Origin of the sequence: Comamonas thiooxydans (genome assembly GCF_002157685.2) — a bacterium.
GTDB classification, from domain to species: Bacteria; Pseudomonadota; Gammaproteobacteria; order Burkholderiales; family Burkholderiaceae_C; genus Comamonas; species Comamonas testosteroni_H.
This window is the reverse complement of the sequence record NZ_AP026738.1, coordinates 1,544,789-1,564,024: the sequence shown is the minus strand read 5'-3', so window position 1 is coordinate 1,564,024 and position 19,236 is coordinate 1,544,789. Positions and strand designations below refer to the sequence as shown.

General features: G+C 60.6%; 14 protein-coding genes. 4 read left to right on the top strand and 10 right to left on the bottom strand.

Annotated elements, in window-relative coordinates:
* Position 1: 1 nt before the first annotated feature.
* Entirely contained in the window at positions 2-1,054 is a 1,053-nt protein-coding gene (gene tesG, locus CTR2_RS07080; protein ID WP_087085964.1) for a 4-hydroxy-2-oxovalerate aldolase TesG, read from the top strand.
* Positions 1,055-1,233: 179 nt separating this feature from the next.
* Here the strand turns inward: tesG and CTR2_RS07075 are convergent, their stop codons facing one another.
* The 4 genes from CTR2_RS07075 to CTR2_RS07060 all read right to left on the bottom strand — a co-directional run bounded on the left by CTR2_RS07075 (position 1,234) and on the right by CTR2_RS07060 (position 6,402).
* Entirely contained in the window at positions 1,234-3,333 is a 2,100-nt protein-coding gene (locus CTR2_RS07075) for a TonB-dependent receptor (RefSeq protein ID WP_087085965.1), read from the bottom strand.
* A gap of 350 nt (positions 3,334-3,683) precedes the next feature.
* Entirely contained in the window at positions 3,684-3,887 is a 204-nt protein-coding gene (locus CTR2_RS07070; RefSeq protein WP_087086098.1) for a hypothetical protein, read from the bottom strand.
* Positions 3,888-4,238: 351 nt separating this feature from the next.
* Positions 4,239-5,183 carry a bifunctional OB-fold nucleic acid binding domain-containing protein/MaoC family dehydratase gene (locus tag CTR2_RS07065; RefSeq protein WP_087085966.1) on the bottom strand — a complete coding sequence of 315 codons (945 nt, stop codon included), beginning with the start codon at positions 5,181-5,183 and terminating at the stop codon, positions 4,239-4,241.
* 4 nt (positions 5,184-5,187) lie between these two features.
* Complete coding sequence (locus CTR2_RS07060) at positions 5,188-6,402, bottom strand: thiolase family protein (protein ID WP_087085967.1); 1,215 nt, start codon at positions 6,400-6,402, stop codon at positions 5,188-5,190.
* A 210-nt stretch (positions 6,403-6,612) separates the two neighbouring features.
* On the opposite strand from CTR2_RS07060, the gene CTR2_RS07055 reads away from it, so the two are divergent.
* Genes CTR2_RS07055 through CTR2_RS07045 form a run of 3 tightly spaced genes read left to right on the top strand, consistent with a single transcriptional unit; the run spans position 6,613 to position 10,558 of the window.
* Positions 6,613-7,620 (top strand): WD40/YVTN/BNR-like repeat-containing protein, encoded by a 1,008-nt coding sequence (locus CTR2_RS07055; RefSeq protein ID WP_087085968.1) that lies wholly within the window; start codon positions 6,613-6,615, stop codon positions 7,618-7,620.
* Positions 7,617-10,100: an efflux RND transporter permease subunit gene (locus CTR2_RS07050; protein ID WP_087085969.1), complete on the top strand. Its 2,484-nt coding sequence runs from the start codon at positions 7,617-7,619 to the stop codon at positions 10,098-10,100. Before CTR2_RS07055 ends, CTR2_RS07050 begins: the two co-directional genes overlap by 4 nt.
* A complete protein-coding gene (locus CTR2_RS07045; RefSeq protein ID WP_087085970.1) occupies positions 10,100-10,558 on the top strand; it encodes a nuclear transport factor 2 family protein in 459 nt (152 codons plus the stop codon). The genes CTR2_RS07050 and CTR2_RS07045 overlap by 1 nt, the downstream gene beginning before the upstream one ends.
* Before the next feature lie 181 nt (positions 10,559-10,739).
* Here CTR2_RS07045 and CTR2_RS07040 read toward each other — a convergent pair whose 3' ends face one another.
* From CTR2_RS07040 to CTR2_RS07015, 6 genes are all read right to left on the bottom strand, one after another.
* A complete protein-coding gene (locus CTR2_RS07040) occupies positions 10,740-11,786 on the bottom strand; it encodes a dienelactone hydrolase family protein (protein ID WP_254913518.1) in 1,047 nt (348 codons plus the stop codon).
* A 128-nt stretch (positions 11,787-11,914) separates the two neighbouring features.
* The gene (locus tag CTR2_RS07035; RefSeq protein ID WP_238707690.1) at positions 11,915-13,426 is read right to left on the bottom strand and encodes a DUF1302 domain-containing protein; all 1,512 of its coding nucleotides are present in this window, start codon (positions 13,424-13,426) and stop codon (positions 11,915-11,917) included.
* 35 nt (positions 13,427-13,461) lie between these two features.
* Entirely contained in the window at positions 13,462-14,841 is a 1,380-nt protein-coding gene (locus CTR2_RS07030; protein WP_087085973.1) for a DUF1329 domain-containing protein, read from the bottom strand.
* 281 nt (positions 14,842-15,122) lie between these two features.
* Positions 15,123-16,829, bottom strand: coding sequence for a class I adenylate-forming enzyme family protein (locus tag CTR2_RS07025; RefSeq protein ID WP_087085974.1), 1,707 nt, complete (start codon positions 16,827-16,829; stop codon positions 15,123-15,125).
* Position 16,830: 1 nt separating this feature from the next.
* On the bottom strand, positions 16,831-17,958 hold the full coding sequence (locus tag CTR2_RS07020) for an acyl-CoA dehydrogenase family protein (protein ID WP_087085975.1): 1,128 nt from the start codon (positions 17,956-17,958) through the stop codon (positions 16,831-16,833).
* 71 nt (positions 17,959-18,029) lie between these two features.
* Positions 18,030-19,226, bottom strand: a complete 1,197-nt coding sequence (locus CTR2_RS07015) for an acyl-CoA dehydrogenase family protein (protein ID WP_087085976.1) — start codon at positions 19,224-19,226, stop codon at positions 18,030-18,032.
* Positions 19,227-19,236: the final 10 nt, after the last annotated feature.

The following is a 19,236-nucleotide window of genomic DNA, read 5'->3' as shown; positions in this document are numbered from 1 at the left end:
CATGTCCCTCAAAGGCAAGAAGATCACCGTTCACGACATGACGCTGCGTGACGGCATGCACCCCAAGCGCCACCTCATCTCGCTGGAGCAGATGAAGGCAGTGGCCACGGGTCTGGACGCCGCTGGCGTGCCCCTGATTGAAGTGACCCACGGCGACGGCCTGGGCGGCAGCTCGGTCAACTACGGCTTTCCCTCGCATACGGATGAGGAATACCTGTCCGCCGTCATCCCTCTGATGAAAAACGCCAAGGTCTCGGCCCTGCTGCTGCCCGGCATTGGCACTGTCGATCACCTGAAGATGGCCCACGAACTGGGCGTCTCCACCATCCGCGTGGCCACGCATTGCACCGAGGCTGACGTCTCCGAGCAGCACATCGCCATGGCCCGCAAAATGGGCATGGATACCGTGGGCTTTCTCATGATGGCGCATATGAACAGTGCCGAAGGTCTGGTCAAGCAGGCCAAGCTGATGGAAGGCTACGGCGCCAACTGCATCTACATCACGGACTCGGCCGGCTATATGCTGCCGGACGACGTGAAAGAGCGTCTGTCCGCCGTGCGCCAGGCTCTGAAGCCCGAGACCGAACTGGGTTTCCATGGCCACCACAACCTGGCCATGGGCATCGCCAACTCTCTGGCTGCAGTGGAGGTCGGAGCCAACCGCATCGACGCTGCGGCTGCGGGCCTGGGCGCCGGTGCAGGCAACACGCCTATGGAAGTGCTGGTGGCCGTGTGCGCGCGCATGGGCATTGAAACCGGCGTGGACGTATTCAAGATCCAGGACGTGGCCGAAGACCTGGTCGTGCCGCTGATGGACTTTCCCATCCGCATCGACCGCGACGCGCTGACCCTGGGCTATGCAGGCGTGTACGGCAGCTTCCTGCTGTTTGCCAAGCGTGCCGAAGCCAAGTACGGCATTCCCGCGCGCGAGCTGCTGCTGGAGCTGGGCCGCCGCGGCATGGTGGGCGGCCAGGAAGACATGATCGAGGACACGGCACTGACCATGGTGCGCGAGCGCCAGAAGCTGGGACGCAAGGTGGCCGTGGCAGCCTGATACGTCTGACTTCACATTCTCTTGCCACTTTGTATCGGGTTCAGCAGCTGCTTGGGGCGGCCGTTGAACCCTTTTTTACAGCATCGTCCCGATGCGTCAGGCCTCTATCCATCCAGCCCGTCGCCCCTGGCAGCGGCTCTGACCCAGCCCAGCCGGCCCGGGCCGTATGGCACACCTTTTTAGAAGCGATAGCGCGCCACCACCTGGGCCGAGCGAGGAGCACCCGGCAGGTTGAGATTGGGCGAGCTGCCATGACCGGCCACGATGTAGCGACGATCCAGCAGATTGTTGAGCTTGAGCTGCACATCCCAGGGGCCCATGCGGTAGTAGGCCATGGCATCCAGCGTGGTGTAACCGGGCAGGGTCACGGTGTTGCCGGGATTGGCGAACCGGGCACCGACATAGTTCAGCCCCCCGCCCAGGCCGAAGCCGTGGCCCAGTGCCTTGGTCACCCAGAGGTTGGCGCTTTGCCTGGGGGTCAGCGTGGGGCGCTTGCCCTGGACCGGCTGGCCGGCATCGACGGCCGGCGATGTGCTCATCTCACCGTCGAGGAATGCATAGCCGGCCCAGACCTGCCAGCTGGGTGCAATCTCTCCGGCAAAGGTCAGCTCCAGCCCGTTGGTGCGCTGCACGCCCAGAGGCACCACGGTATTGCTTGTGGGATCGACGCTCTTGATATTGGTGCGCTCCAGCTTGAACAGCGAGGCCGTGACCGAAGCCTTGCCATCGGGCAGATCCCATTTGACGCCGACTTCCTGGCTGGTGGTTTTTTCCGGCGCCAGTTGCGCATTGTTGGCTGCCAGCGCAAAGGTTTCGCCCGAGGGTTGGAAGGACTTGCTCCACGATGCATAGTAAGACCATGCCGACGAGGGCTGATAGACCAACCCGATGCGCGGACTCCAGGCGGTGTCCGTACGGCCCAGATCCGGCTTGCCCGGCTGGCGCTCATGCGTTTCCTGCTGGAAGCGGTCATAGCGCACGCCGGCCAGGACCTTCCACTGAGAGTTAATGCTGACCAGATCCTGCAGATACAGGCTGGCCACCTTGAAGACGCTGTGGTTGTCCGCCGAAGGCTTGCCGTCGATGCGCAGCGGCAAAGTCGGCAGCACCGGATTGAACAGCGAGACCGTCGCCACATTGGCCTGGCTGTATGACAGCAGGTCCTTGCTCTGGCGACCGAATTCAAAGCCGTACAGCAGCTGATGCTTCATCCCCGCCAGCTCAAGCTTCTGGGTCAGTTCGGTCTGGTTGAAAAAGCCGCTCTCATCACGCTGGACATTGCCCCGGGTCAATGATGCGGTAAGAGCCTTCTCGTTGACCGAGCCCACCAGCGTATTGTTTCTATCCAGTGAGTAATCGTAGAAGCGCAAGGCATTGCGCAAGGACAGGCTGTCGCTGATACGGTGATTCAGCGTTGCACCCAGCGATGCCACTTCGGCACGGCTGACATCCACATCCCTGGCATTGGCCGCGCCGTAGTAGGTGCCGGGGGACACATTGACGGGTCGACCCTGGTACGCGGGGATACCGAAGTCCGTCAGGCGGCTATCTTTCAGATAGTCGGCCTGCAGCAGCACGCTGGTGTCCGAGCTGGGCTTGATCAGCACCGATGCCGCTAGCGCCTTGCGATCGAGAAACTGCTGGTCGCGGTAGCTGTCGGCGCGCTCGATGGCGCCGGTCAGGCGATAGGAGACTGGACTGTCCTGCGGCGCGCGCGCCAGGTCGAACTCGCCGCGACGCTGATTCCAGCGCCCCAGAGTCAAGCCCACTTCGCTGAGATTGACGCCTGGCTTCTTGGTGATGCGATTGATCAGGCCGCCCGACGAGCCGCGTCCGTACAGCACCGATGCCGGACCCTTGAGCACTTCGATCTGCTCGATATTGGACAGATCGCGGAAATACAGCGCGTCATCGCGCAGGCCGTCCACAAACTGGTCGGCAATGGCCGAGAAGCCGCGAATGGTGACCTGATCGCGCTGACCGTCACCATGAGAAAAGCCCACGCCGGGCACGGCCTTGAGAGCATCCTGCATGGATTGCGCGACCTGATCGCGCAGCAGGCTCTGAGGCACCACATTCACGGTCTGAGGAATATCACGCAACGGGGCCTCGATCTTGGTGGCGCTGGTTGCCGTGGGTGGGTTGTAGCTCGAATCCGGCTGGCGATCGCTGCGGACCTGTACCTCGTCCAGTACCACCTCTGGAGCCTTCTGCGCCCATGCTGCGCCGGAGAAAGCCAGCCCCAATGCCGCTGCCAGCGGCGAATACCTCAATGCCATGAATGCCTCGTTATACGGAGTTTTAATTCGGCTTGGCGGGTATCGTCCGCAGCAGGGACTACGGCATCAATTGGCTACAACCTGTGTGCTGTGCAAAAGCGTGCGCATCATAAGCGAGAATCAGTCTCATTTACCTGTACTTTACAGTACAGAAATTATCTGGAAATCAAAGTCCTGTGCGTGCTTTGAAAGCAGCAAGATCCATGGTTTGACAGGGCCGTATCTGCCCCGCCGAGGCGGGCTGGAGGCGATGCCGATGCAACGGCAACTCGCTGCCATCAAGCCACCGATTTCGAGACCGATCAAGGGAAAACGAGAGAGCCCAACCGGCAGAGCTTTCAGCCCAGGGCTCAATAGCCCGATGCAAAAACCGCGCTCCAGGAGGTCTGGGCACTGGCCAGCACAATGCCGGCGGGCAGCTTGGGCGCGGAGTCCGCCTGCGCCGCCACTGCGGCACTCTGTGGCAGGTTCATGGCGGGCAGGTATAGCGCCAGCGCCGCAGCGGCCAGCGACACTGCGCGAAGTGCATTCATCCAGCGAAAAGAGGTTTTCATGCTTGTCTCCTGTGCAGGCTCTATGGCCTTTGTGGTTTGCAGTATGGCCAGCACGGAAAACGCAACATCGTCCGTTTTGATGAGCAGGTATTTACTTAGGTGGCAACCCCAGATCGCCGCCCAGATGGCGCCGCGCATGGCTTTGACTCCTGCCACGCAGAGTTTCAATAATTTGATAGCTTCCAGCGCATTTCAGACATAGATATAAAGCCAATTTGACTGATATCTCTCGCATTCCAGCAAAGCCAGAAACCCATCTGTGAATGGCCGCAAAAAAAGGGCTTTGCCTGCGCAAAGCCCCAACCCTTGAAGAAACTGAAACACCCGCCTTCACCGGGCGGGCAGCGGCGATCACATGTAGAGAATCACCAGATCGTTGATGACGGCCGGACGGTCCTGGCCGACCACATGGATGTTGAGCTCCATCGTGGCCTGTACGCCGCTCTTGACCTGCTCCACCGCCTTGATGCGAGCCCGCGCACGGATCTTGCAGCCGGAGGGCACGGGTGTCGGGAAGCGCAGGCGGTCCGAACCATAGTTGACCATGTTGTTGAAGTCCACCACCTCGTAGTCCAGCGGAATCCTGAGCTGACTGGCCAGCACCTGCACCAGGGCGCCATGGGCGATGGTGGTGCCGAACGGGCTTTTCTCGCGCGCCTGCACGGGGTCCGTGTGAATCCAGTAGTCGTCGCCGGAGAGCTTGGCAAACTCGTTGATGACCTCCTGGCTTACAGTGAACTCGTTGGACCAGGGGCTGTATTCCTCGGACACCAGCGACTTCATGGCCTCGATGTCCTTGACGGAAATCTGGCGCTTGGCTGCGGCAGCCTCCTCCACCACGGCAACCGCAACTGCCGCCTCGGCGTCGGCCTTGATGACGGCCGGGTGGCTGCCCGCATGGGCGGTAAAACGCAGCAGGGTGACCTCGCCGGGGCGCTCGTCAAACACGGGACGCACCTCCATGCCCACCTTGAGCGCCTCGGGAGCCACGCCGACCATGGTGGTGTTGATGCGCACGCCTTCACGGAGTTCGACCACGGCCAGGGCCTGGGGCATCTCGTCGGTGAATTCGGGCATGGTGGGAATGCGCGCGATGGTGAAACTGTAGAGCGTGCCTTCGCCCGACACTGTATTCCACTTCAAGGAGCGCGATCCGCAAGTGGGACAATGGGTGCGCGGGAAAAACAGCGAATGTCCACGATCGCACTGCTGAATGCGCACTTCGTGGGCCTTGAGACCTTCCCAGTACGGTGCAGAAATTTCCGTGGGATGGGGCAGAGGTTTGTTCCAAGCCATGTTCTTATGCTCCCCGCAGGATCAAGGCGCCCTGCTCGCTCATCACGCCACCGGTGCCGGACACATAGGCCAGATCGTTGCGACCCAGCTGCCTGTCACCGGCACGTCCCTGAATCTGATGCACCGCTTCGATCACCTGGGACATGCCGCCCGCCGTGCCGGACTGACCGAAGCTCAGCTGGCCGCCATGGGTGTTCATGGGGAAGTTGCCCTTGAAGGTGAAATCGTTGTTGCGCAGAAAGTCCATGCCCTTGCCCTTCTCGCAAAAGCCCGCGTCTTCCAGCGTCAGCATCACGGTGATCGTGTAGCAGTCATAGATCTGCGCCATATGCATGTCTGAGGGACGCATGCCCGCCATTTCGAAAGCCTTGGCAGAAGCCGGACCGATGGGGGTCTGCAGCATGTCGGCCATATAGGTCGGCGACTTGCTGCTCACATGCTCGCCGCAGCCGACGATGCTGACGGGGCGGTGCCGGGTGGTTTTGGCGCGATCGGCACGGGTGACGATCATGGCGCCGCCGCCCGCAGCCGGCAGCACGATTTCCAGCACATGCAAAGGGTCGGCCACCATGCGCGAGTTCAGCACGTCATCCACCGTGATGGGCTGACCATAGAACATGGCATTGGGGTTGTGACAGGCATTGAAGCGCTGGTCCACGCTGATGCGCGCCAGAGCGGCCGCGTCGTAGCCATGGACCGCGCCATAGCGCTGGGCGATCATGGCATAGCCGGTGTTCTGCGCCATATGACCATAGGGCAGGTCCATCTCGGCCTCGGGCGCTCCAAAGCGAGTGCTGTGGCCGCCGAAGCGGCTGGCCTTCATGACTTCCTTGATGTGGTCGTCATGTTCGGAGATCGGCGCCATGCGCGACGGCAGCACGCAGACCACGGTGTTGCACAGCCCCAGCTCGATCGCGGCCGCCGCGCGCCAGACCATGGCCACGGAACTGGCTCCACCCAGGTCCACGACTTCAGCAAAGTTCAGGCGCACGCCCAGGTATTCGCCGGCCATGGCCGGCACAAAACAGCTGGCTTCATGAAAGTGCGGAGCGCTGGTGATCAGACCGTCCACCTCGGACAGCTCCATGCCGGCGTCCTCCAGAGCCTGCAGCGTCAGGTCGGCCACCTGTTCCAGATGGAACATGCGCGGCGCCGTTGCGTACTTCTCCGGCTTGTACTGCGCGACGCCGACCAGCGCCGCTTTTCCTTGCAAACCCATATGTCTCCCTTACCAAGAAAGTGTGCATTCATTGTGTAAATGAAGCAGACCGAATCCATCGTCTGTAGAGACTAAAAAGCCGGCCCCGTACATACCCCTAATTCTCCAGGCAAACGTCCATTCGGACGATGTTGCTGAAGCTCCAAATCAAGAACCTGCACCCGTGTTTGCAATACATGCACAGCGTGTACGAATCAACAAGGAGACAACGTGAAAACAGCCGTCGGTATAGGCGCAGCAGCATTGGTGGCCTTTGCCTCAGCGCTCGCCTTTGCACCCCGCACACCGCCCCCCCTGGCCCCCACCACCATTGGCATCGAGCGCAGTCACTTCAACACCATCACGCAGGTGGGCGATCGTCTGCTGACAGCCGGCGCACTCGGTGAAATCCTGTACTCGGACGACAAGGGTGCTCACTGGCAGCAGGCACAGCTCAAGGAGCAGCGTCAGGCGCTCATCGTCAGCATGGCTTTTGCGCCCGACAGAAAGACAGGCTTTGCCGTGGGGCACGAAGGCTGGATTCTGCGTACCAAGGACGGAGGCAGCACCTGGGAGGAAGTCGCTTTCTCCAAGGAAAACGGAGAGCCTCTGATGTCGATCGCGCGCCTTCCTTCGGGCGACTGGATTAGTGTCGGCGCCTTCGGCCGTGCCATCACCTCCAAGGATAACGGTCAGACCTGGGAGCAGTTGCCCCTGCCCTCGGAGGTGGAGGACAAGCACATGAACCGCATTGCCAGCTCCGAAGATGGCAAGCACTGGCTGATAGTGGGCGAGCGCGGCCTGGTCATCAAGTCCGAGGACTCCGGCGCAAGCTGGCAGATCGAGCCCGGTTTCTACAACGGATCTTTCTACAACGCCATGGCGACACGCGATGGCGGCTGGCTGATCTATGGCATGCGCGGCAACGCCTTTGTGCAGGCCGCACCGGGCGCGCAATGGGTCAAGTCGACGATTCAGGCTCCGGTCTCCTTTTTTGGCCATGCCCAGGAAAAGGACGGAACCATCGTCCTGGTAGGACAGGGCAGCATGCTCGGCCTGAGCAAGGACGGCGGCAAGAGCTTCAGCCTGCAACGCGCCAAGGGCCGCGCCACCCTGACCGACATTGTGCTTACCGGCCCCGACAGCGGATGGATGTCCAGCGACGCAGGCCTGCAACCCTTTCCCCCACCACAACAAGCCAAGGCAAACGCTCAGGCTGCCCCAGGAGCGACTCAATGACTCTGAGCGAACCCACCAGCCGGCTTGACCGGTTTATTGCATCCACGGCACGCTGGCTGATCTCGTGGAGCAAGTCCATCGTCGTGCTGACGCTGATTGCCACGGCACTGCTGGCTGTCTCGGCCATGCGCACGCACCTGGATCCGGGCTTCAACAAGTTGATCCCCATGCGTCATGAGTACATGACGGCATTTCTCAAGCATTCAGCCACCTTCTCCGGAGCCAACCGCATTCTGGTGAGCGTGGAATGGAAGGGCCGGCAAGGCGATATCTATAACAAGGAATTTCTCGAAGCACTGCGCGGCGTGACGGACGAGGTCTTCTTCACGCCCGGCGTCAACCGTGGCCAGGTGTATTCGCTGTTCACACCGAACGTGAAATACATCGAGATCACCGAAGACGGCTACGTGGGCGAGGTGCTGATTCCTTCGCGCTTCGAGGCCAACGAACAAGGCCTGGCCCAGGTGCGCTCGAACGTGGCCAAGTCCGGTCAGATCGGCTCTCTGGTCAGCAACGATCTGAAGTCCGCCATGGTGCGCGCCGACCTGCTCGAGGTCGACCCAAAGACCGGAGAAAAACTCGACTATCACAAGGTTGCGCAGCGCCTGGAAGAGATCCGCAGCAAGTTCGAAGGCAAGGATATCTCCATCCACATCATTGGTTTTTCCAAGGTACTGGGCGATGTGATGGACGGCCTGACCACGGTGATGACCTTTTTTGCCATCGCCTTTGTCATCACGGCCATCATGCTGCGCCTCTACACCAAGTCCACCAACATCACGGTGGTCGGCCTGGCCGTGGCACTGCTGCCCGTGATCTGGCTGCTGGGCATTTTGCCGCTGATCGGCTATGGCATCGACCCCATGTCGATCCTGGTTCCCTTTCTGATCTTCTCCATCGGCGTATCCCATGCGGTGCAGATGACGGGAGCCTGGAAGCATGATGTGCGCGCCGGCCTAAGCTCCAGTCTGGCCGCAGAGAACGCGATTCGCAAGCTGGCCATTCCCGGAGCTCTGGCGCTGCTGACCAATGCTCTGGGCTTCATGGTCATCATGCTGATCGACATCCCCATCGTGCACGAATTGGGCGTGACCGCCTGCATGGGCGTGCTGCTGATGATCATCACCAACAAGGTGTTCCTGCCCGCGGTGCTGGCCAATCTGCGCCTGGAAAAAAAGGCCATGCAAGCCCCCTCTTCCTCCGCCAACGGCCGCAACCCCATCTGGTGGAAGCTGTCGGCACTGGCCGAATCCCGTCCCGCCATGCTGACTCTGGCGGTGTCGCTGCTGCTGCTGGCCGCCGGCACCTACGAATCGCGCAAGCTGCTGACAGGTGATGTGGGCACGGGCGCTCCCGAGTTGCGCGCCGAGTCGCGCTACAACCGTGACAACGACACCATCATCGGCAGCTATTCCATAGGTATGGACGTGCTGTCCGTCTTCGTCGAAACCTCCAACCTCGACGAAGGCTGCCTTAACTGGCAGGTCATGAACGCCGTGGAGCGCTTTGAATCGCGCATGCGCCGGGTTGACGGCGTGCAATCTGTCTCCACCGTCTCCGGTCTGGCCAAGATCGCGGCCTCCAGCAACAACGAGGGCAACCCCCGCTGGGCAGCTCTGCAGCGCACCGAAGCCGCATTGCGTTCGGGCGCCAAGGCACTTTCTCCCGATATGGGCCTGAACACCGAGGGCTGCAAGGTCATCAATCTGCAGGTCTTCCTCAAGGACCACGAAGGCGCCACGCTGACCCATGTCGTCAATGAAGTGCGTGATTTCATCGTTGCGGACAAGACGCCCAACGTCAAGTTCCTGCTGGCTGGCGGCAACGCCGGCGTGGCGGTCGCGACCAACGAGGCCGTGGAACATGCCGAAGTGCAGATGCTGGGCTCCATCTTCGGCGCCATCACGCTGCTGTGCTGGCTGACCTTCCGCAGCTGGCGCGCCGTGCTGTGCATCGTCGTGCCCCTGGCCATCGTCTCCATACTCTGCAATGCCTTGATGGCCATGCTGGGCATTGGCCTGAAGGTCCCTACGCTGCCCGTGGTGGCGCTGGGCGTGGGTGTGGGCGTGGACTACGGCATCTACCTGTTCGAGAGCATGCAACATGAGCTGCGCGAGCGAGACATCACGCTGCGCGAGGCCTTCTATGAAGCCATGCGCCAGCGCGGCAACGCCGCCATCTTCACGGCGCTGACCATGTCCATAGGCGTGGGCACCTGGGCGTTCTCGGCACTGAAGTTCCAGGCCGACATGGGTATCTTGCTGGCCTTCATGTTCCTGGTGAACATGCTGGGCGCGATCTTCCTGCTGCCTGCCATGGCCTATTGGCTGAATGTGGGCACGGCGGAAGCCAAGGCACGCGTCAAGCGCCTGCACCGGCAGCCCAGACATGCCCATGCGGCTGGCAGCGCCGGCGGCATCAGCCACGCAGGCGGCATGCTCAAACCCGAACCCCAGTCATCCGTGAACGGCAAAGTGTGATGCGGATCACAGCAAGCACGCTGGAGCAGGTTCTTCTTGAACATGCTCTGGCCCAGACCCTGACCCGCTACGCCACGGCCTGCGACACACGCAACTGGGACTTGCTGCAGCAGGTGTTCGCACCTGACTGCACCACGGTCTACGGTGGCAGCTACATCTGCGAAGGGGTTGCCAAGGTCCGCCGCATGATCAGCACCCACCTTGACGGCTGCGGCCCCACCCAGCATCTGCTGGGCAACCTGGAAGTCGATGCCGGCGACCCGCAGCGCCCGCTCAGCAGGATTCAGGTGCGAGCCGCGCATCAGGGACTGGGCCAGCGCAGTCATCTGCGCTACGACGCCATCGGTTTCTATGAAGATGAATGGGTAAGACTGCCCGAAGGCTGGCGCATCCAGAAGCGCAGCATGACGATGCTGCTGGAAATCGGTGATCGCAGCGTGCTGCAACCCGGCTCCTGAGCGGCCACACTCCATCAATCAAGCCGCGCGGCCATGCTGCACGGCTTTTTTTGTTTCCGGACGACTCAATTGACTGAAGCCTACGCTTCATCAAAAAAAATTTCGGGCAGATTTGACACTTGAAAAAGGCCAGCATTTGCTGGCCTTCTGCTTTTCCGCCTAATTTTCCGCCTAATCCTGTCTACTGCTCGAACTTTACCTTGAGAAACTGCAGCAACTGCTTGCCGGCCAGACTGCGTGCGCTTTCATCGCGCCCGGCGATATAACCCACCTTGACGCAGTCCCCCAGAGCCTTGCCGCTCTGCACCCGAATCCTGTAGCGGGTCTGGCGATCGGGCTGGGCCCCTGCGGGAATCAGCGGCTGGCCATTGAGGACGGGGAAGTCCTTGTCATTGAACTCTATCGTGCAGCCGGACAGGTAGGGGCGATTCGTCATCTCTCGTGGCTTGTCGCTTTCCCAATCATGGCCGGCCCTGGCATAGACCACGGTACTGACCTCGGAGCCCGCCTCACGCAGGATTTTTTCCTGCTGCGCACAGGCCACCAGATCATTCGATGCATCCTCCCCCGCTCTGAAGCTGAGCAAGGGCGAACCCGTGGTTTTACGTGACTGCAGCAGCGCATAGCAAGGCCCGTAGAAGTCCACATGCAAGGCAAAGGGCTGAATGAAAGGCGCCAGCTTGTCGCGAATGCGCGTATCCAGGCTCATGCGTGCCGCAATTCCACCTTTGGAAAATCCCATCACCCCGATACGCCAGCCATCGATGGCCGGGTGCTTGTTCAAGGCCTTGAGGGCAGCATAGGCATCGGCCACGGCATCGAACTCGGAGGTACCCATGATCTTGAGCGCGTAAGGCATGTCTTCGCTGATGCCACGCGGCTTGAAGTTATCGACCAACAGCGCAGCTATGCCGTTGTCGGCCAGCATCTGGGCCATTTCGCTCTCGCGCCCGGGAATGGCCCCCGCGCCACCTGGCAGGACAACCATGGCCGGCACCTGCTTCTTTTCGCTGGCCCCCTTGGGCAGGAACAGCTTTCCCATACCCATGGTTGCCTCTGCCTTGGCAGGCTGACTGAGCAGCACATCGAGGTCATACGGACTGCTGGACTTGAAGCGGATATCGCCCTGTGTATCACCATGCAGCTCCGTGGGGGCCATCAAGGGAGCCACCTTGGGCAAAGGAGGCAAAGCATCGAACAGATACTGTCCTGATGCCGCACTGCTCATAAGGCTCAAGGCTGCTGCTCCCAAAGGGGTTACCCATTTTCCGTTCAGTATTTGCATTCGCTTGCGCCTCTTTCAAACACAAAAGCCCGGAGAGCCGGGCTTTTGTGGTGTTGGCTCGTTGGTGTGGTTCAGAACGAGTACTTGGCGGTAACAGACAGCTGGTCGCGATCGGCCAGCGGGCGTGCACGCAGGGAATCGGCAGAAGGATTGCCCAGGTAGTTGATGTAGGCCACGTTGATCGAGAAATTGCTCTTGCGAACAAAAGTCGCGCCAATGCTCAACCGGCTGTCGCTCTGGCCGCCGCCGAAGGTGCCGACCAGAGAACGGCCGCGCAGCTGCGACTGGTAGCTGATGGGGATACTCAGATCCCAGCCTTCGAAGATGCCGGGGTAGCCCAGCGTCAGGGTCGCACCGGCCACCAGAGAGTTACGGGTCTTGAAGCTCAGGTTATCGGTAGAGCTACCATCGGCCACACTGATCACGCGAGAGCCGGAAATTTCGGCAGCCAGGGACATGTCGTCCGCGATACCGGTGCGGCCGATATTGAAGATACCGCCGACGTTGCCCTGCACCACATCGCCACGCACCGCCACACCATTGCCGTTGAGCACTGGCGTACCTTTTCGATAGCTGGCTTCACCAAATGCAGAGAACTTGCCGAAGGTCGTGCTGACCGTCGTTCCCAGCATCTTGATATCGTCGAAATAGCGAACCTGATAGCCGGTCGGTATCGCACCATTCATGTTCACGACCAGCGATGGAGTGCGGTCGTTGTAGTTCAGGTAGTACAGACCGACTTCCGTCTCGTCGGTGACGCGGTAGCGACCGCCGATACCCCACTGACCCGAGCTGCTGGGCCGGATGTCGGTACCGCGTCGCAGGCCGCGACAGGTCGCACCGTTGTAGACACCCAGGCAGGAGGCACCAGGGCCCAGGGCATTGCTGGTGCTGGTGTACATGCCGGGAGCCGGCAGCAGCGTTTCATGGAAGCCGAACTGGTAGTGGCCAAGCAGCGAGAGTTTGGGACTGACTTCCAGCGAGGCCGAGATCTGGTCTTCAGGCAGCAGGATTTCCTTGACCTCAGCGCCAGGCGAAGCTGCCTTTGCGGCATCACTGGGTCCCTGGGCCGCAGCGATATTGGCAAAGTACATGGACTCGCCCCAGTTCACCACCTGCTTGCCCAAGCGTACCGTGGCGCGGGCCTCGCCCATGTTGAAGCTGGTGTAGGCGTAGGTATCCAGCAGGCGTGAATAGCCGCCACCATAGCGCTTGGCAGCAGAGTTGAACTCGTCCACGGGACCGGCCGTGCTGATCGGGCCCTTGTTGTCGTTGCGCTGGTGGTAAACGTCGTCATAGAAGGTGCTGGCGTTCAGCACAAAGCCGCTGTCGCCTTTTGACAGCTTGCTCTCCCAGACGGCACCCAGTCGGTTCGCCGTCAGAGCACCTTTCTTGAAATTGTTGTTGCCGTCCGTGTTCAGCACCGGAGACGGGTTATCCAGACGAACACCCAGGCCATAGCTCACGTTCAGACGCCAGTCGAACTTGAGGCCATCTCCCAGCTCGACAGTCTCCCCCGCCTGAACCGCTCCCATACCCAAGGACAGCAGCGCCGCCACTGCGATGGGCGTGAGTTTCTTCATATTGTTTTTCATAATGAGTCGCTCGTTGATAAAACTTAGTTGCCCGCGTTGCGTGCGGCTTCTGGTGTGAACATGGCGGGCACGAGATCACCCTTGTTCAGGATTGGCCCCTGGGGACGCTCCTGAAAAAGGTTGTAGCCCATGTAACCGCCGGAATTCAGGTCGTGATAGAAGGACGTGCCTGCATGCCAGGCCTTGATGTCAAAGGAGTAGTAGTAGTTGATGAAGGCGTGCTGCCACAACTGGCCACGCGCGTCGTACATGTCCGCGGCCACGGCCTGGCCGGTGTCCTCGTCCACGAACAGCACACGCTTGCCATAGACATGTCGGAAACCGTCCTTCAGCGTGCCTTCCACGGCCCAGACTCTGCGCAGCTCGTAGCGCATGAAATCGGGGTTGGCATGACCGGGCTTGAGCAGGTCGGCATACTTCACCGTGGGCTGATGGATCTTGTAGTTGTTGGCGGGGATATACATCTCCTTCTTGCCCAGCAGCTTCCAGCTGTAGCGCTCTGGCGAGCCATTGAAGAGACGATCCGAGTCGATGGTCATCTTGCCGCCGGTGCCAGCCATGGGCTGGTCAAAGCCATACTCGGGCACCTGGCGCACGCGGCGTGTACCGGGGTCATAGCTCCAGGCCAGGCGCTTGTCCTTGCCGAAATTGACGGGCTCTACCGAGTGGGTCACACCGCCCTTTTCACGCTCGGGAGCCAGCGTTCTGGTGCGCGTATAGGCCATCACGCCCTCAACCGGCTTGCCCAGCATTTCAGGCTTGTTGACCATGTCCAGGTTCAGGTTCTGCATACGGCCAAAGCTCATGCTGCCGTCTGACAGCACATTCGCCATGTCACGCGTGATGGCCTCGGTGTAGGCACGTGTGGGCAGCAGGTTGTTCCAGATCACTTCCTGCCCGGTCTTGGGAATCGGGAAGTTGATCGCACCAAAGCTGCCCTTGATTCCCATGCCGTTATCGACGACCTCCGACTCCAAGGCATTCTTCTTCAGCACTGCGCACACCTCATCGGTGTAGCGGAAATCGCGGTGCCCCTTGTAGACCGGAATCTGCATGGTCTTGGGGTACTTCTGGAACATGGCTTTCTGACCAGCGCTGAGCTTGTCGCCATACTTCTCCATGTTCTCTGCGGTGATCACGAACAGTGGCTTTTCATCGGCATAGATATCTACGGGATGCTTGCCGCTGGATTGCACATGAGCCACGCCAGTCGGTGCGCCAGCCCACTTGCCAGTGAATTCGGGAATCGTGCCTTCCTTGTTGCCGGCCTTGATGGCACCCACGCATGTCAATTCCTTGCCCAGCTGTTCCGCCTCGTTCGCCGGCACCTTCGCCCATACCGACGTCGCCACCATCAAACCCACTGCCGCTGCGAGTGGAGTCTTGGCTGTCACAAACTTCATCTCTGTCTCCTAGGTTCTAGAACTTATTTTTGGTGGGTGCTACAAACGAGGTGCATTGCCTCGCATCGCCCCATTGGTTTTGCCGTTTGCAGGCAGTTGCATACTGCGTCAGCAGGCCTCTTCAACCATCGTCTGAGTTGACTACTGACAGACCCTAGAGACCTAGTCCACATGGGTAACTCAAAGCGCTTTGCCCAATGAAAAAGCCTGCTGGTGCGCGAGGCAGCAGCAGGCTTTTGGAGCGTGATCGGGAAAGTCCTAGGACCACCCAATTCCGTGAATCAGGTCAGCAGGTGAGCGCACTCCTTGCGAATCGATGCCTTGAGCATCTTGCCTGCGGGATTGCGAGGCAAAGGCTCCGCGCGCACAACGATCCGACTGGGAACCTTGTAGCCCGCCAGGCGCTGTGCCACGAACTCGCGAAGCAGCTCGGGAGTCACCTGACTCCCGGACTTCCCGACCACCACGGCAACGACCTGCTCACCCGTGACCTCATGCGGCATGGAGAACACTGCAGCCTCCTCCAGTGCCTCATGCTGCAGCAGACAGGCCTCGACCTCCGCCGCAGCAATCTTTTCACCGCTGCGGTTGATCACGTCCTTGATGCGATCGACGATGGTCAAAAAGCCTTCATTGTCCAGAACGCCTATGTCTCCGGTGTGGAACCAGCCTCCCTGCATGGCCTTGGCGGTGGCCTCTGCATCACCGCAATAGCGCTCCATCAGGGTCACGCCACGCAGCCAGACCTCGCCGGGCTCACCGATAGGCAAGGCTGTGCCATCCAGGTCTGCGATTCGTACCTCGATAATGGGCGACAACACCCCCGAGCTGCGCGGATGCGCCTCGAACATGCGCCCCGAGCTGCCTGCGCAGACGCCATTGGATTCGGTCAGACCAAATCCAATGCCTGACATACGCCCCTTGAACTTGGCCAACACCTCATCAATCAGGCGCGGGTGCAGGCCCGCTCCGCCAAAGCCCACACCGGAGAGGTTGCCAGAGCTTTCAGGCTGCTCGAAGCCGGGCAGACCAATGAGCTGCTGCACCATGCTGGGCGCACCATTGAACTGCGTGACCTTTTCCTTGCGAATCAGCTCGACGGCCTTCTCGGGCTCCCAGCGGTGAATGAATATCAGGCGGCGGCCATGGCGCAGGCTGACCAGCAGCTGAGCATGCAGTCCACTGACATGAAACAGAGGAACTGCCGACAAGATCGTGGGCTGCAGCTGTCGCGCCATGATGGCGGCGATGGCGTCCGGCGAAGTCATGGCTGCCACTGCACCGATGAAGTCAATATTGAAGATGCCCTGGCAAACGGCGCGGTGGGTGGACTCCACGCCTTTGGCCCGGCTGGTGGCGCCCGAAGTGAACAGAATCAGCGCAGGCTCATCGGCACTCAGCTGCGGCGACACGAAGCCATCATGACCGCCTGCGGTCAACTCCGACCAGCTGATATCGCCCCCCTCGCCATCCACCACCACCGTCTTGATGGCCGTCTGCGCAATAGCCTCCCTGATGCGAGCATGGCGGTCCGCATCACAGATCAGCATCACCGGCCGGGTGTCCTCCAGATTGGCCATCAGCTCGCTGCTCAGACCAAAGCTGTTCAAAGGCACCGGCACTGCGCCAAGCAAGGCAATGGCAGCAAAAGCCACGGCCCATTCGGGACGGTTGCGCATGGCAATCGCCACCCGGTCGCCGGGCTTGATACCGCGCTGCTTCTGCAAACGACTGGCCAGTGCATCGGTTACGGCAAAGAACCTGTCGAAGGTCCATCGATCATCGCCATAGACCATGAACTCGGCCGCACCATGAACCCGGCCGGCATCAATTACCTGCGCCAGATTCTGAAAGGCATTGCGATAGGCCGCCACGCTGCGTCCATCGGACAGCGTGACCTGCTGCACTTCAAAAGGTGCGCCCTGCGAAGTCAGCTGCGCACGAATGTTCCTGATCTTTTCACCCATAGAAACCAAGGCATCGCTCATCTCAGAAACCTTTCAGTTGTGCAAAGCGGTTGCGGTGATAACCACCGTCGCCCAGCAGCCTTTGCAAAACGCGTGCCCGCTTAAAGAACAGGCCAATATCCAGTTCATCGGTCACCCCGATGCCGCCATGCAACTGGATCGCCTCGTTGCACAGCTTCTCGCACAAGTCAGATGCCTTGGCCTTGGCCACGCTGACCAGCTCGGGCACCTTGGCTTCCCAACCGGAATCAATGGCCTCGAAAGCTGCCAGCACACAGCTCTCCAGCAGCTCAAGTTCCACATACAGACGTGCAGCACGGTGCTGCAATGCCTGGAATGAGCCGATCTGCACGTCGAACTGAACGCGCTCCTTCAGATAGCTAACCGTACGATCAAACACCTCACGCATCAGACCCAGAGACTCTGCGGCGAGGCAGCCACGGGCTCGATCCAGCACTTCATCAAGCACCTGAGCAGCGGGCCGGGCCACCAACGCCATATCAGCGCTCAACTCCACCTTATCGAACTGCACGCGGGCCATGCTACGGCTGTCAATCATGCTCATGGGTTTGATGCTGACGCCTTGTGCATCAGCTGGCACCAGCCACAAACCGGGAGCACCTTCGCCAGACGCCGCAAGCACCACAAAGCCATTGGCGCCCACGCCATCCATCACAAAGGCTTTCTCGCCGCTCAGGCACCAGCCCGTGCTGGTCTGCTCGGCTACCGTGCTCAATCTGGCTGAAAGATGCTGGCCGGACTTTTCATCCAGAGCCAGTGCCAGCCTGGCCTGCCCGCTGCCCAGCAGGGGCAGCCACTGCGCCTGCTGAGCTTCGGAGCCGGCGCGAATCAGCAGTTCAGGTGCGATCACTGCCTGACTCAGCAGCGGCTGTGCCGACAGGTTCCGGCCGATGGCTTCAAACACGGCGCCCATGCCCAGATAGCCTGCAGCCAGCCCGTCATGCGACTCGGGCAGCACCGCCACGGGCCACCCCATCTCCACCATCTGCTGCCACAGTTGTGTATCAAAGCCTTGTTCCACCTTGTCATCCCGCAGACGGCGCTGCTGGGCCACGGGAGCTTCCTGCGCGAGAAAGGCTGCAGCACTGTCCTTGAGCAGCTCCTGCTCTTGCGACAAAAGCATGGTCATATTCTTGTCTCCATTTCAATTCGTTATCCGGCGCCCGCAGCGGGGCGCAAAGCCGCATTGCGGCCCAGGGATCAAGGCAATTCCAGCACTCTCTTGGCAATGATGTTCAGTTGCACCTCCGAACTTCCGCCTGCAATCGTGTAGCTCTTGGAGCGCAGCCATGCACGTCCTATATCGATTTCATCGGCTGTGAAATCATCGCCAGCTTCCCAGCCCAGACCGCGCAGGCCCAGCACCTGCTCCAGCAGTTCGTACTTGGCAACTTCCTGCTCGGTCTGCACCAGCTTCATGATGCTGGAGGGGCCGGCAACGTCCTGACGCGCCAGGGCCTTCTCGGTCACCCGACGATGGGTCAGGGCGAAAGACTGTGCATCCATCAGCAGTCCTGCCAGCTTCTCGCGCAGCGCACCATCGCTGATCTGCCCCTGTTCGTCCACCATGTAGGGCAAGGCAGTCTTGAGTGCATCGTGCGACGGCGCGCCACCTTCCGTGAACTTGGACATGGCTGCACGCTCATGCTGGAGCAGCTTTTTGGCCAGCGACCAACCTTCGCCTTCCTTGCCCACGAGCTGTCGCACAGGCACCCGCACATCGTCGAAGAAGACCTGACAGAAACTGGACTTGCCGCTGATCAGCTCTATGGGCTTGACGGTGACGCCGGGACTCTTCATGTCGATCAGCAAAAAGCTGATGCCGTCTTGCTTCTTGCCTTCGCTGCTGGTACGCACCAGCGCATACATCCAGTCGCCCTTGTCTCCGTCCGAGGTCCAGATCTTGCCCCCGTTGACGATATAGGCCTCGCCCTGCTCATCCGTCACGCGCCTGGCCGAGGTCTTGAGGCTGGCCAGATCCGAGCCGGCGTTGGGCTCCGAAAAGCCCTGACACCAGCGCTGCTCGCCGCGCATCATGGGAACCAGATGCTCGAGCTTTTGCTCATGCGTCCCCACCTCCACCAGAACCGGCCCCAGCATCCACACGCCCAGGTTGTACTGGGGCTGACGGCAGCCAAGACGGGCCATCTCCGTGTCCAGGATACGGGCTTCCCTGGGGGAGAGCCCGCCGCCGCCGTATTCACGCGGCCAGGACGGCGCGAACCAGCCGCGGTCGCGCATGCGCTCAAACCACAGCTTCTGATCCTCGTTCAGAAACTGCAGCCTGGAGCTGCCCCAGACCATCTCCTCTGAAACAATGGGCCGGCGCATGCTCGCAGGACAGTTCTCCTCCAGCCACTGCGCCACTTCTTGTTTGAATGTTTCCAGTTCCGTCATGGCTTCCTCA